At 74.9% G+C, this 12,983-nt stretch carries 11 protein-coding genes; 9 read left to right on the top strand and 2 right to left on the bottom strand.

The window, feature by feature from the left end:
- Window positions 1-114: 114 nt before the first annotated feature.
- Window positions 115-633 (bottom strand): MarR family winged helix-turn-helix transcriptional regulator, encoded by a 519-nt coding sequence (locus ABZ493_RS19470; RefSeq protein ID WP_430583779.1) that lies wholly within the window; start codon window positions 631-633, stop codon window positions 115-117.
- A gap of 112 nt (window positions 634-745) precedes the next feature.
- On the opposite strand from ABZ493_RS19470, the gene ABZ493_RS19465 reads away from it, so the two are divergent.
- The 5 genes from ABZ493_RS19465 (at window position 746) to ABZ493_RS19445 (ending at window position 6,811) form a co-directional block, all read left to right on the top strand.
- Entirely contained in the window at window positions 746-3,025 is a 2,280-nt protein-coding gene (locus ABZ493_RS19465; RefSeq protein ID WP_430583778.1) for an LLM class flavin-dependent oxidoreductase, read from the top strand.
- A gap of 36 nt (window positions 3,026-3,061) precedes the next feature.
- Window positions 3,062-4,123, top strand: coding sequence for an L-glyceraldehyde 3-phosphate reductase (mgrA, locus tag ABZ493_RS19460; protein WP_430583777.1), 1,062 nt, complete (start codon window positions 3,062-3,064; stop codon window positions 4,121-4,123).
- A gap of 31 nt (window positions 4,124-4,154) precedes the next feature.
- Entirely contained in the window at window positions 4,155-5,126 is a 972-nt protein-coding gene (locus ABZ493_RS19455; RefSeq protein WP_430583776.1) for a PfkB family carbohydrate kinase, read from the top strand.
- Between the two features lie 64 nt (window positions 5,127-5,190).
- Window positions 5,191-5,817 (top strand): nucleoside/nucleotide kinase family protein, encoded by a 627-nt coding sequence (locus tag ABZ493_RS19450; RefSeq protein WP_430583775.1) that lies wholly within the window; start codon window positions 5,191-5,193, stop codon window positions 5,815-5,817.
- Window positions 5,818-5,965: 148 nt separating this feature from the next.
- Entirely contained in the window at window positions 5,966-6,811 is an 846-nt protein-coding gene (locus tag ABZ493_RS19445) for a CPBP family intramembrane glutamic endopeptidase (RefSeq protein ID WP_430583774.1), read from the top strand.
- An 81-nt stretch (window positions 6,812-6,892) separates the two neighbouring features.
- On the opposite strand, the gene ABZ493_RS19440 is transcribed toward ABZ493_RS19445, so the two are convergent.
- Entirely contained in the window at window positions 6,893-7,366 is a 474-nt protein-coding gene (locus ABZ493_RS19440) for an Lrp/AsnC family transcriptional regulator (protein ID WP_430583773.1), read from the bottom strand.
- A 140-nt stretch (window positions 7,367-7,506) separates the two neighbouring features.
- On the opposite strand from ABZ493_RS19440, the gene ABZ493_RS19435 reads away from it, so the two are divergent.
- The 4 genes from ABZ493_RS19435 to ABZ493_RS19420 are packed head-to-tail and all read left to right on the top strand — an operon-like array spanning window position 7,507 to window position 12,981.
- On the top strand, window positions 7,507-8,847 hold the full coding sequence (locus tag ABZ493_RS19435) for a thiamine pyrophosphate-dependent dehydrogenase E1 component subunit alpha (protein ID WP_430583772.1): 1,341 nt from the start codon (window positions 7,507-7,509) through the stop codon (window positions 8,845-8,847).
- On the top strand, window positions 8,844-9,881 hold the full coding sequence (locus ABZ493_RS19430; protein WP_430583771.1) for an alpha-ketoacid dehydrogenase subunit beta: 1,038 nt from the start codon (window positions 8,844-8,846) through the stop codon (window positions 9,879-9,881). The genes ABZ493_RS19435 and ABZ493_RS19430 overlap by 4 nt, the downstream gene beginning before the upstream one ends.
- On the top strand, window positions 9,881-11,350 hold the full coding sequence (locus ABZ493_RS19425) for a dihydrolipoamide acetyltransferase family protein (RefSeq protein WP_430583781.1): 1,470 nt from the start codon (window positions 9,881-9,883) through the stop codon (window positions 11,348-11,350). Before ABZ493_RS19430 ends, ABZ493_RS19425 begins: the two co-directional genes overlap by 1 nt.
- Window positions 11,347-12,981, top strand: a complete 1,635-nt coding sequence (locus ABZ493_RS19420) for a carboxyl transferase domain-containing protein (RefSeq protein ID WP_430583770.1) — start codon at window positions 11,347-11,349, stop codon at window positions 12,979-12,981. The genes ABZ493_RS19425 and ABZ493_RS19420 overlap by 4 nt, the downstream gene beginning before the upstream one ends.
- Window positions 12,982-12,983 lie beyond the last annotated feature (2 nt).

The following is a 12,983-nucleotide window of genomic DNA, read 5'->3' as shown; positions in this document are numbered from 1 at the left end:
CCGGCCGGGGGGGCGGCCTGGGGGGGGTGCGGGGGCCGCAATCGCGGTTGCTGACTTGTTCCTCAAACAGGACGTCTGAGGAACAAGTCAGCACGCTCGATGCGTCTCCGGCTGTCAGGAGGGATCGACCACGCGCGCGACGACGGCGCAGCGGTCGTCGCCCGGCGCGGCGCCGGTGGCGGCGCGCACGAGCAGGTGACGCAGGGCGTCGCGCTCGGCGTCGTCCAGCCCGGCGAGCAGCTCGTCCTCCGCGACGCGGACGCGGGCGTCGAGGTCGGCGAGCACGGCGCGGCCGTGCTCCGTCACGACGATCCGGCGGGCGCGGCGGTCGGCCGGGTCGGGCTGCCGCTCGACGAGGCCGCAGCCGGCCAGCTCGTCGAGGAGGTAGGTCATCACGGTGCGGTCGATGCCGAGCCGGGCGGCGAGCGCCGCCTGGGTGGGCGGGGCGTCGTGCGTGACGGCGGCGAGCACCTCGTACCCGCGGCCCCCGTGCGGCACGTCCGCGCACGCCGCGGCGACGCGCGCGCTCCACTCGCGCAGCAGCGCGGCCAGCGACCAGCCCAGCGGGGACGGGGCGTCCGGGCCAGGGGAGGTCTCCGCGGTGCTGCGCGTGGGGTCGGCGGTGGTGCTCACCGCGCCATCGTACGCGGAATGCGCGGTGCGTCAGAAGAGTTGCTGCTGATATCGTCTGTACGACAGACGATCTCCCGGGCGACGGGAGCGGTCCTCCCGCGAAAGGTCCCGCATGACGGACTACGGCCACGACCTGGTCTTCGGCACGTTCCTCACCCCCACGAACCGCGACCCGCAGCAGCCGGTGCGCCTCGCGCAGGCCAGCGAGGCGGCCGGGCTCGACCTGGTGACGTTCCAGGACCACCCGTACCAGCCGGGGTTCCTCGACACCTGGACCCTGCTGTCCTGGGTGGCCGCGCAGACCGAGCGCGTCACCGTCGCGGGCAACGTGCTCAACCTGCCGCTGCGCCCGCCCGCCGTGCTCGCACGCGCCGTCGCGTCGCTCGACCTGCTCTCCGGCGGACGCGCCGCGCTGGGCCTCGGCGCCGGCGGGTTCTGGGACCCGATCGTCGCGATGGGCGGCGACCGCCTCACGCCGGGGGAGTCCGTCGACGCGCTCGAGGAGGCGCTCGACATCGTCCGCGGGATCTGGGACGGCCGGGAGCGCCGCGCGCTGCGGGTCGAGGGCGCCCACCACCGCGTCGTCGGCGCCAAGCGCGGGCCCGAGCCCGCCCACGACGTCCCGATCTGGCTCGGCGCGCTCAAGCCGCGCATGCTGCGGCTCATCGCCCGCAAGGCCGACGGCTGGCTGCCCTCGCTCGCGTACCTCCAGGACGGCGACCTGCAGCGCGGGCACGCCATCATCGACGAGGCCGCCGAGGAGGCGGGGCGCCACCCGGCCGAGATCCGCCGCCTGCTCAACGTGCAGGGCGCGGTCACCGCCCAGCCGCAGGGGTTCCTGCAGGGGCCGGTGGAGCAGTGGGTCGACGAGCTGGCGGCGCTCGCGCTCGAGGACGGCATCGGCACCGTCATCCTCGCCGCCGACGACCCGGGCCTCATCCAGGTGTACGGGCAGGAGGTCGCGCCCGCGGTCCGCGAGCTGGTGGCGCGCGAGCGGGCGACGTCGGGCACGGCGCCCGCCGCGACCCAGCGTGGCGGGCGGGCGATCGCGCTGCGCCGGCCCGGCATCGACTACGCCGCCGTCCCCGCGGCGCTCGCGCCCTCCGCCGTCGAGCCCGGCGACCGCGCGTACGACGCCGTGCGGCACAACTATTTGCGCTCCGGTGCGCCCGGCCTCGTGCTCCGTCCTCACGACACCGCGCAGGTCGCGGAGGCCGTGCGGTTCGCGCGGTCGCAGGACGTGCCGCTCGGCGTGCGGTCGGGCGGGCACGGCATCAGCGGCCGGTCGACCAACGACGGCGGGATCGTCGTCGACCTGGGCGCGCTGGACCAGGTCGAGGTGGTCGACGAGGCCACCCGGCGCGTGCGCGTCGGGGTGGGCGCCACGTGGGGCCGCGTCGCCGAGGCGCTCGCGCCGCGCGGCTGGGCGATCAGCTCCGGCGACTCGGGCGGCGTGGGCGTCGGCGGGCTCGCGACCGCGGGCGGCGTCGGCTTCCTCGGCCGGCTGTACGGGCTGACGATCGACCACGTCGTCGCGGCGGAGGTCGTCACGGCTGACGGGCGCGTGGTCCGGACGTCGGCCGCCGAGAACCCCGACCTCTTCTGGGGTCTGCGCGGCGCGGGCGGCAACCTCGGCGTCGTGACGTGGGTGGAGATCGAGGCGATGGCGCTGGGGGACCAGGGCGCCGTCGTGTTCTCCCAGATGACGCTCGACGCGACCGACGTCGCGGGCACCCTCGAGCGGTGGGGCGCCGTCGTCGAGTCCGCACCGCGGGAGCTCACGAGCTTCCTCATCCTGTCGCCGGGACGTCGTGGGGAGGGGCCGGTCGCCCAGCTCATGACCGTGTGGGCGGGCGACGACACGGACGCCGCCGTCGAGCAGCTCGAGCGGCTGGCCGGCGCCGGGCCGCTGCTGGGCCACCAGGCGTACCTGCTGCCCTACGCGGGCGTCGTGCAGGCGGGCGAGAAGCACCACCAGGGCGGCGGCGACCCCGCCGTGCGCTCCGGGCTGGTCGCGCACCTGGACACGGCGACGGCGCGGGCGTTCGAGAAGCTCGCGCTGTCGGGGGAGGCGTACTTCCTGCAGGTGCGCGCCACCGGCGGGGCGGCGAACGACGTCGAGGTGGGCGAGACGGCGTACGCGCACCGGCACCAGAACTTCCTGCTGTCGGCGATGTCGTCGTTGCAGGACCGGCTCGACGCCGTGTGGGACGACGTCATGGCGCCGTACACCGACGGGCTGTACCTGTCGTTCGACACCGACACCCGGCCCGAGCGGCTGCTCGACGCCTTCCCCGAGCCGACGCTCACCCGGCTGCGCGAGGTGAAGCGGGACTGGGACCCGGACAACGTGTTCCGCGCCAACTTCCCGGTGCCGCCCGCCGAGAGCTGACCGCGCTGTGAGCGGGCCATGCGCGAGGATGGGGTCATGTCTCTCGCACCTCGGTACCTGGCCGACGACGCCCGCTACGAGTCGATGACCTACCGCCGCACGGGCCGCTCCGGCCTCGACCTGCCCGCGCTGTCGCTGGGCCTGTGGCACAACTTCGGCGACGTGAACCCGTTCGACACGCAGCGCGCCATCCTGCGCCGGGCCTTCGACCTCGGGATCACGCACTTCGACCTGGCCAACAACTACGGCCCGCCCTACGGCTCGGCGGAGGAGAACTTCGGACGGCACCTGGCGAAGGACCTCGCGCCGTACCGCGACGAGCTCGTCATCTCCACCAAGGCCGGCTACGACATGTGGCCCGGCCCGTACGGCGACCACGGCTCGCGCAAGTACCTGCTCTCCTCGCTCGACCAGTCGCTGACCCGCATGGGCCTGGACCACGTCGACGTCTTCTACCACCACCGGCCCGACCCCTCGACGCCGCTGACCGAGACGATGGGCGCGCTCGCGTCCGCCGTCCAGCAGGGCAAGGCGACGTACGTCGGCGTCTCCAACTACTCGCCGTCGCGCACGCGTGAGGCCGCGCAGGTGCTCGCCGACCTGGGCGTGCCGCTGCTCATCCACCAGCCCAGCTACTCGATGTTCAACCGGCACGTGGAGATCGCGGACCGCGACGACGCCTACGACGGCCATCAGAGCGAGTCGCTGCTCGACGTCGTCGAGGACCTGGGAGTCGGCACGATCGTCTTCTCCCCGCTGGCGCAGGGCCTGCTCACCGGGCGCTACCTGGGCGGCTCGGCGCCGGAGGGCTCGCGTGCCGCGCGCAGCGACTCGCCGTTCCTGTCGTCGTCGAACCTCACCGACACCTACCTCGACCGGGCGCGCGCGCTGAACGCGATCGCCGACGGGCGTGGCCAGACGCTCGCGCAGCTCGCCCTGTCGTGGGTGCTGCGAGACGCGCGCGTGACGTCGGCGCTCATCGGCGCGTCGTCCGTGGCGCAGCTCGAGGACAACGTGGCCGCGCTGTCCGCGCCCGCGCTCACCGACGACGAGATCGCCGCCATCGAGCCGCACGCCGTCGACGGCACCGGCCGCTGACCGAGTGCCCACGACGGAGAGAGGGGGACCGATGGTGGTCTGCTGGTTCGTCGGGCTGACGACGCTCGACGTCGTGCACCGGGCGACGGGACGGCCGGGCCCGAACGAGAAGGTCACGGCCTCGCGGCAGGACGTCGCCGCCGGCGGCCCGGCCGCCAACGCCGCCGTGACGGCGGCCGCGCTCGAGACGCACGCGATCCTCGTCAGCGCGCTGGGGGCCGGACCGATCGCGCAGGCGGTGCGGGTGGACCTCGACGACCGCGGGGTGCAGGTGCACGACGTCGCGGGCCCGGACGAGGAGTTCCCGCTCGCCGTCTCGGCGGTCCTCGTCGACGACGCGACGGGGGAGCGGTCCGTGGTCTCGCCCGACGCCGCGCTCGTCGCGGTGCCCGCGCCCCGGCCGGACGCGCTCGCGGGGCTGCGGCGCCCGGACGTCGTCCTCTTCGACGGTCATCACCCCGAGATCGCCCGGGCGGTGCTGGCGCACGTCGACGTCCTGCGCCCCCGGCCGGTCATCGTGGTGGACGGCGGGCGGTGGCGGCCCGTGTTCGCGGAGCTGCTGCCCGCGGCGGACGTCGCGGCCCTCAGCGCGGACTTCACCGTGCCCGCGGACGTCGTGCCCGGCGCGACCGACGCCGAGCACGGCGCGCTGCTGCTCGGGGCGCGGTCCGTGGTGGTCACGCACGGCGGCGACCCGGTCACCTGGGCCCGGCCGCGCCGGCGCGACGACGGCGCCGTCGAGGTCGGCGAGCGCGGCACCGCGCCCGTGCCGGAGGTCGACGTGCAGGACACGCTCGGCGCCGGCGACGCGTTCCACGGCGCGCTGGCCGTGGCCCTCGCCCGCGGAGAAGCGCTGCCGGACGCCTGCGCCGCCGCGGTGCGCGTCGCCAGCGTGCGCGTCGGGAAGGTCGGGCCGCGCGCCTGGCTCGCCCACCTCCCCGAGCTGTCAGAGCCACGCGAAGGTTCTGACGTCCCGGGCCCTGACAGCTCCCGGGACGCATGAGTTGTCAGGGCCAGGAGCAGGTCTTCAGGATCGTGGCCCCGACAAGCGGCCGGAGCCGGGCGCGATGACGACGGCGGAGCTCGTCGCACGCGCCCGGCGGCTGGCGGTGCCCGGCGAGCGGCGGATCATCGGGATCGTCGGCGCGCCCGGAGCGGGGAAGTCCACGCTCGCGCGCGCCGTCGTCGACGCCCTCGGGCCGGCGCTCGCCGTCGAGGTCGGCATGGACGGCTACCACCTGTCGAACGCCGTCCTGGCGGACCTCGGCCGCGGCGACCGCAAGGGCGCCGTCGACACGTTCGACGACGCCGGGTACGCGGCGCTGGTCGCCCGCCTCGCGGACGCCCGGCCGGGCGACCCGCCCGTGTACGCGCCCGTGTTCCGCCGCGAGATCGAGGAGCCCGTGGCGGCGGGCGTCGCCGTGCCGTCCGACGTTCCCCTGGTCGTGACGGAGGGCAACTACCTGCTCACTCCCACCGGGGCCTGGCCGCAGGCGCGGGCCCGCATGGCGGAGGTCTGGTACCTCGACGCGCCCGACGACGTCCGCCTCGCGCGGTTGGAGGAGCGTCACCACGCCTTCGGCAAGAGCCGCGACGACGCCCGCCGCTGGGCGCGCGGCTCGGACCAGGTCAACGCCGAGCTGATCCGGGCGGCCCGCGGCGGGGCCGACCTCGTCGTCACGTGGGAGGCCTGAGCTCACCTCCGTGACCGGGGCGGGCCCGCGTAGTCCTCCGGGAGTACGCCGAGGTGACGTCCCCGGCACGACGACCCGCGCCGGCATCGGCGGGAGGGTGGAGCCATGACCTCGAAGACGTCGGGGTCCTGGACAGGGAAGTGATGAGATGAGCATCGACCAGGGGTCCGTGACGAAGGACCGCGCGGTGCACGCCACCCGTCGGCAGCCGTCGCTCTGGCTGGCCGGGGGTGTCGCGGCGGTCTACGCATCGATCTTCACCGGCACCCAGCTCGCGTCGGGAATCGGCTACCAGGAGATGTTCAGTTCGGCGTCGAACGCCTGGCACGGGCCGGTGCTCGGCCTCGCCCTCGGTGCGGTGTTCCTGCTCGTCGTCCGTGCCCTGACCCGGTGGGACCACCTCTGGAAGGACGCATCCCGCCTGCGGATGCGGTGGCCGATGTGGCTCGCGCTCGGGGCCTTCGGCGCGGCGACGCTGGCACGGTTCGCCGTCGCGTCCTGGTCCGCCGTCGACGGCGGCCTGCTGGCCGCGATCCTCGTCGCCGGAGCCCTGGTCGGCCTCACCGAGGAGCTGCTGTTCCGCGGGTTCGTCCTGCGTGCCCTGCGCGGGAAGGCCCGCTGTGAGGGCGTCGCCGTCCTGGTGACCACGCTCGCCTTCGGTTCCATGCACCTCCTGAACGTCCTCCAGGGCAACACCGTGGCGCAGGGGTTCGAGCAGCTGGTGCTGGCCTCGCTCACCGGCCTCACGCTCTACCTCTTCCGCCGCTCGACGGGCCTGCTCGTCGTCGCGATGGCCGCGCACGCGCTCTGGGACATCTCGACCTTCCTCCCCAGCGGCGCCCCCGGGCTGAACGTCACGGTCTCGCTGCTCGCCGCCCTCGGCGGCCTCGTCGCCCTGGTGTCGGTGGTCCGGCACGACCGCACCCCGGCGCTGCCCCGCCCGGACACCGACCGGCCGGCGGTCTCCCGTGCCGACCTGGCGGAGGCCGCCTGACGCGGCCAGGTCACCGCGACCGACCGCGACGGCCCCTCGGAGCTCCCGGGACAGCCGTCGCGGTCGGTCGTCGGACAGCGGTCAGAGCTGGTGGCGCGCCGCCTCGATGAGGGGCCGGATGCGGTAGGGGATGAGCTCGCCCATGGACAGCGACGTCTCGGTGCGCTCGACGCCGTCGATGGCGAGGATGGCGGCGTCGATGCGGAACAGGTGGTCGGTGTCCCGGCACACGACGTGCACGCGGAGGTCGGCGGCGCCGCTGTGCCCGTAGGCCTGCACGACCTCGGGGATCTCGGCCAGCCGGTCGACGATGGCGGGCAGCTCGCGCTGGCGCACGGTGACCTCGAGGAACGCCGTCAGCGGGTGGCCCAGTGCGGCGGGGTTGATGCGCCGGTCGAAGTCGAGGAAGGCGCCGGACTCCTCGAGCCGGGTCAGCCGAGCGTGCACCGTGTTCCGGGACAGGCGCAGGCGCTCCGCGAGCGCGGCGATCGTGGCCCGCGGGTCGTCGGCGAGGGCCGTCAGGAGGCTCAGGTCCACGGCGTCGTAGCTGCGCACATCGACCAGCCTAACGGGGTCGGCCTGAGCACTCTGCTCAACGTGTCGCGGGGTGCTGGTCGCACTCTGTGAGCGGCGTTACGTTCGCGGTATCCGGCGCTCGACGACGAGCTTCCGGCGACACGCGAGGTGAGGCGACGATGCCCAGCACCATGGGTTCGACGTCCCGCGACGACCTGTCACGAGCGGGTGGAGCGCGGGCGGAGACGGCGTCCGGTACGACGGACGGAACGACGACAGGCAGCACGAACGGCAGCTCGAACGGCAGCACGAGCCCGGGCACGACGGCGGCCGGCGCGGCGAGCGCGGCTCGACCCGGCGACGTGCCGCTCCGGCTGCTCGACGAAAAGGGCGTGCGACACCCGGAACCGGCGCTCGACCGCTGGCTGACGGACGTCGACGCGGGCACGGACGACGCCCGGGCGGCGCTGCTGGCGCTGTACGAGGAGATGGTCGTGGCCCGGCGCATCGACGCCGAGGCGACGGCGCTGCAGCGGCAGGGCGAGCTCGCGCTGTGGCCGCCGCTGCAGGGCCAGGAGGCCGCCCAGGTGGGCTCGGCCGCCGCCCTGCGGTCCGACGACTTCGTGTTCTCCAGCTACCGGGAGCACGCCGTCGCCCGCAAGCGCGGCGTCGCGGCGGTGGACCTGCTGCGCGTGTGGCGCGGCATCACGGCCTCGGGCTGGGACCCGTACGCGGTGAACATGGCGACGCCGCAGGTCATCATCGGCGCGCAGGCCCTGCACGGCGTGGGCTACGCGCTGGGGATCCAGGCGGACCTCGAGCGCGGCGTCGTCGAGGCGGGTGACGACGGCACGGCCGCCGTCGTGGCGTACGTCGGCGACGGCGCGATGAGCCAGGGCGACGTCAACGAGGCGTTCGTCTTCGCGGCGACGTGGCAGGTGCCGCTGGTGTTGTTCTGCCAGAACAACCAGTGGGCGATCTCCGAGCCGGTGACGCTGCAGTCGGGCGTGCCGCTGGTGCGCCGGGCGGACGGCTTCGGCGTCCCGGGCGTGCGCGTGGACGGCAACGACGTGCTCGCCGTCCTCGCGGTGACGCGCGAGGCGCTGCACCGCGCCCGCACGGGCGGCGGCCCGACGTTCGTCGAGGCCGTGACGTACCGGATGGGCCCGCACACCACCGCCGACGACCCGACCCGCTACCGCGACGCGTCCGAGCTGGACGCCTGGGCCGAGCGCGACCCGGTCGCGCGGCTCGCGGCGTACCTGCGGGCCGGCGGCCTGCTCACCGACGACGACGAGGCGCGGGTGCGCGCCGCGGCCGACGCCGTCGCCGCCGAGCTGCGCTCCGGAGTCGTCGCCCTGCAGGACCCGCCGCCCCTGAGCGTCTTCGACCACGTGTACGCCGAGCCGCACCCGACCGTGGCGGCCGAGCGGGCCGAGCACGCGGCGTACCTGGCGGGCTTCGACGCCGCCGACACCTCCGAGACCACGAACGACCGCGCCGAGGGGGCCGACCGATGACGATCCAGACCGGGGCCCGGACCCTGACCCTCGCCAAGGCGCTCGGCGCCGGGCTGCGCCAGGCCATGACCGACGACCCGACCGTCATGGTGCTCGGCGAGGACATCGGCCGCCTCGGCGGCGTGTACCGCGTGACCGACGGCCTGCAGGCGGAGTTCGGCCCCCGCCGTGTGGTGGACACACCGCTCGCGGAGTCCGGCATCCTCGGCACCGCCGTGGGCCTCGCGTACCGCGGGTACCGGCCCGTGGTGGAGATCCAGTTCGACGGCTTCGTCTACGTGGCGTTCGACCAGATCGTCAGCCAGCTCGCCAAGATGCACGCCCGCACGAACGGCAAGGTGAGGCTGCCCGTGACGATCCGCATCCCCGTGGCGGGCGGCATCGGCGCCGCCGAGCACCACTCCGAGTCGCCGGAGGCGTACTTCGTGCACACCGCCGGGCTGCGCGTGGTGTCGGTGTCGAACCCGCAGGACGCGTCGACCGTGCTGCGCCAGGCGATCGCGTGCGACGACCCGGTCGTGTTCTTCGAGCCCAAGCGGCTGTACCACGTCAAGGGCGAGGTGGACGCGGACCTGCCGCTCGACGACGCGCCGCCGATGGGCGCCGCGCGCGTCGTCGCGCCGGGCGACGACGTCACGCTCGTGACGTTCGGATCGCACGTCGCGACGGCGCTCGACGCCGCGACCGCGGCGTCCGACGAGGGTGTCTCGGTCGAGGTGATCGACCTGCGCTCGCTGTCCCCGATCGACCACGACACGATCGCGGCGTCCGTGCGGCGCACCGGACGGCTCGTCGTGCTGCACGAGGGGCCGCGGCAGGCCGGCGTCGGGGCGGAGATCGCGACGTCGGTCACCGAGAGCTGCTTCGACTTCCTCGAGGCGCCGCCCGTCCGCGTCACCGGGTACGACATCCCGTACCCGCCCGCGAAGCTCGAGGGCAACCAGGTGCCCGACCTCGACCGCGTGCTCGTCGGCATCGACCGCGCGCTGGGCCGGGTGCCGACGTCGGGCGCCGGCGTGGAGGTGGGAGCGTGATGGCGACGCGCGAGTTCAAGCTGCCCGACCTCGGCGAGGGACTGACCGAGTCCGAGGTCGTCGAGTGGCGCGTGGCCGTGGGCGACGCCGTCGAGCTCAACCAGGTGATCGCCGAGGTGGAGACCGCCAAGGCGCTGGTGGAGCTGCCGTCGCCGTGCGCCGGCGTCGTGCGCGTGCTGCACGCCGAGGAGGGGCAGACCGTCGAGGTCGGCGAGCCGCTGGTGACCTTCGACCTGTCGACCGGCGGCGAGTTGTCAGAGCCACAGCCGGGTATAGCCGGTCCTGGCTCTGACAACTCCCAGGCCCGGGAGTTGTCAGAGCCACAGCGGGGTATGGCCCGTCCTGGCTCTGACAGCTCGGCAGGGGAGGACAGCCCGGAGCCGAACCTCGTCGGATACGGCGCGCGGCCCGCGCGGTCGGGACGCCCGGCACGACGACGGCGCCGGGACGCCCCGGCCGCAGTCTCGGCTCACGTCGCGACGGCGGCGGCACCGGCCGTCGCCGCGAACGGCGTCGCGTCCGCCCCGGCGTCGGACGGGCGGGGGGAGCGGCCGCGCTCGACGCCGGTCGTGCGGGCGCTGGCGCGGCAGCGCGGGATCGACCTCGCCACGGTCACGGGGACCGGCCCGCACGGACGCATCACGCGGGACGACGTCGAGGCGGCGTCGTCGGGCACCGCGGCCCCGGCGGCGCAGGGCTCGACGTCGGCCCCCGCGAGGACGGCGGACGGCGAGACGCGCACCCCGGTGCGCAGCGTCCGCAAGCGCACGGCGGCGGCGATGGTCGCGAGCGCGGCGGCGCCGCAGGCGTCGGTGTTCCTCACCGTGGACGTCACGGCGAGCATGGAGCTGTTGGTCCGGCTCAAGACGCACCCGATGGCGGGCGGGCAGCGCATCACGGTGCTGGCGCTGGTGGCGCGGGCCGTCCTGGCGCTGCTCCCGCAGCACCCGTCGCTCACGAGCCGCTGGGTGGACCTGCCGGGCGGCGAGGCGGAGATCGTCCGGCCCACGCACGTGAACCTCGGCATCGCCGTCGCGACCGACCGCGGGCTGGTCGTGCCGCACGTCCCCGCCGCGGACACGCTGTCGCTGCCGGGGCTCGCCGCGGCGCTGACGGACCTCACGACGACGGCCCGCGCGGGCCGCACCACGCCCGAGCGGCTGACGGGCGGCACGCTGACCATCACGAACATCGGCGTCTTCGGGGTGGACTCCGGCACGCCGATCCTCAACCCGGGCGAGCCGGCGATCCTCGGCCTCGGCCAGGTCGCCCGCCGCCCGTGGGAGCACGACGGCGAGGTGGCGCTGCGGCAGGTGACGACGCTCAGCCTGACGTTCGACCACCGGGTGGTGGACGGCGAGCAGGGCGCCCGCTTCCTCGCCGAGCTCGGGGCGGTGCTCGCCGACCCGGCGCTCGCCGTGCTGCTGGGCGGGGACGGCCCGGCCGCCGAGGGAGAGGAGCCCGCGTGACCGTCCTCGACTCCGCCGTCGACCCCCGTGCCGACGCCGCCCGCGCCAACGACGAGGCGCAGCGAGCGCTCGCGGACCGGCTCCGCGAGCGCACCGCCGCGGCCGCGCGCGGCGGCACGCAGCGGTCGCGCGACCAGCACACGTCCCGCGGCAAGCTGCTGCCACGGGACCGCGTGGCACGGCTCCTCGACGAGGGCAGCCCGTTCCTCGAGGTGGCGCCGCTCGCGGCGTTCGGCGTGGACGACGGGGCCTGGCCGGGCGCGGGCGTCATCGCCGGCATCGGGCTGGTGAGCGGGCGGCAGGTGATGGTGGTCTGCAACGACGCGACCGTCAAGGGCGGCACCTACCACCCGCTCACCGTGAAGAAGCACCTGCGGGCGCAGGAGATCGCGCTGGAGAACCGGCTGCCGTGCGTCTACCTCGTGGACTCGGGCGGCGCGTTCCTGCCCCGGCAGGACGAGGTGTTCCCCGACCGCGACCACTTCGGCCGGATCTTCTACCACCAGGCGAGGCTGTCGGCGGCGCGCATCCCGCAGATCTCGGCAGTCCTCGGCTCGTGCACGGCGGGCGGTGCGTACGTGCCGGCGATGAGCGACGAGACCGTCATCGTGCGCGACCAGGGCACGATCTTCCTCGGCGGCCCGCCGCTGGTGAAGGCCGCGATCGGCGAGGACGTCACGGCGGAGGAGCTGGGCGGCGGGGAGCTGCACGCGCGGCGGTCCGGCGTCGTCGACCACCTCGCCGACGACGACGAGCACGCGCTCGACATCGTGCGCGACGTCGTGAGCACGCTGCCGCCGGACCCCGAGCCGGCGTGGGACGTCGCGCCGTCGCGCGAACCTGCCGTCGACCCGGACGGGTTGTACGCCGCTGTACCAGTCGACGTGCAGCAACCGTACGACCCGCGCGAGGTGATCGCCCGCATCGTCGACGGCAGCGAGCTGCACGAGTTCAAGCCCGAGTACGGCACCACGCTGGTCACGGGGTTCGCGCGCATCCACGGCCACCCGGTGGGGGTGCTGGCCAACGCGGGCGTGCTGTTCCGCGAGTCCGCGCTCAAGGGCGCGCACTTCGTGGAGCTGTGCGACCAGCGCGGGATCCCGCTGCTGTTCCTGCAGAACATCTCCGGGTTCATGGTGGGCCGCGACGCCGAGGCGGGCGGCATCGCCAAGGACGGCGCCAAGATGGTCACCGCCGTCGCGACGACGCGCGTGCCGAAGCTGACCGTCATCGTGGGCGGCTCGTTCGGCGCCGGGAACTACGCCATGTGCGGGCGGGCGTACTCGCCGCGCTTCCTGTGGTCGTGGCCCGGTTCCCGCATCTCGGTGATGGGTGGCGCGCAGGCGTCGTCGGTGCTCGCCACCGTGAAGCGTGACCAGCTCGCCCGGCGCGGCGAGGAGTGGGACGCGGGCGAGGAGGAGGCGTTCCGCGCCGAGATCCGCGACGGCTACGAGGTGGCCGGCGACCCGTACCACGCGACGTCGCGGCTGTGGGACGACGGCATCGTGGACCCGCCCGACACGCGCCGCGTGCTCGGCCTCGCGCTGGGCGTGTGCGCCCGCACCCCGCTGCCCGGCGGCTCCCCGACCGCCCCCGACGACGAGCCCCGCTTCGGGCTCTTCCGGATGTGAGC

The sequence above is a fragment of the Isoptericola sp. NPDC019482 genome (assembly GCF_040632295.1).
Classification (GTDB): Bacteria; Actinomycetota; Actinomycetes; order Actinomycetales; family Cellulomonadaceae; genus Isoptericola.
The sequence above is the reverse complement of the archived record's forward strand: the minus strand, read 5'-3'. Positions and strand labels throughout refer to the sequence as shown.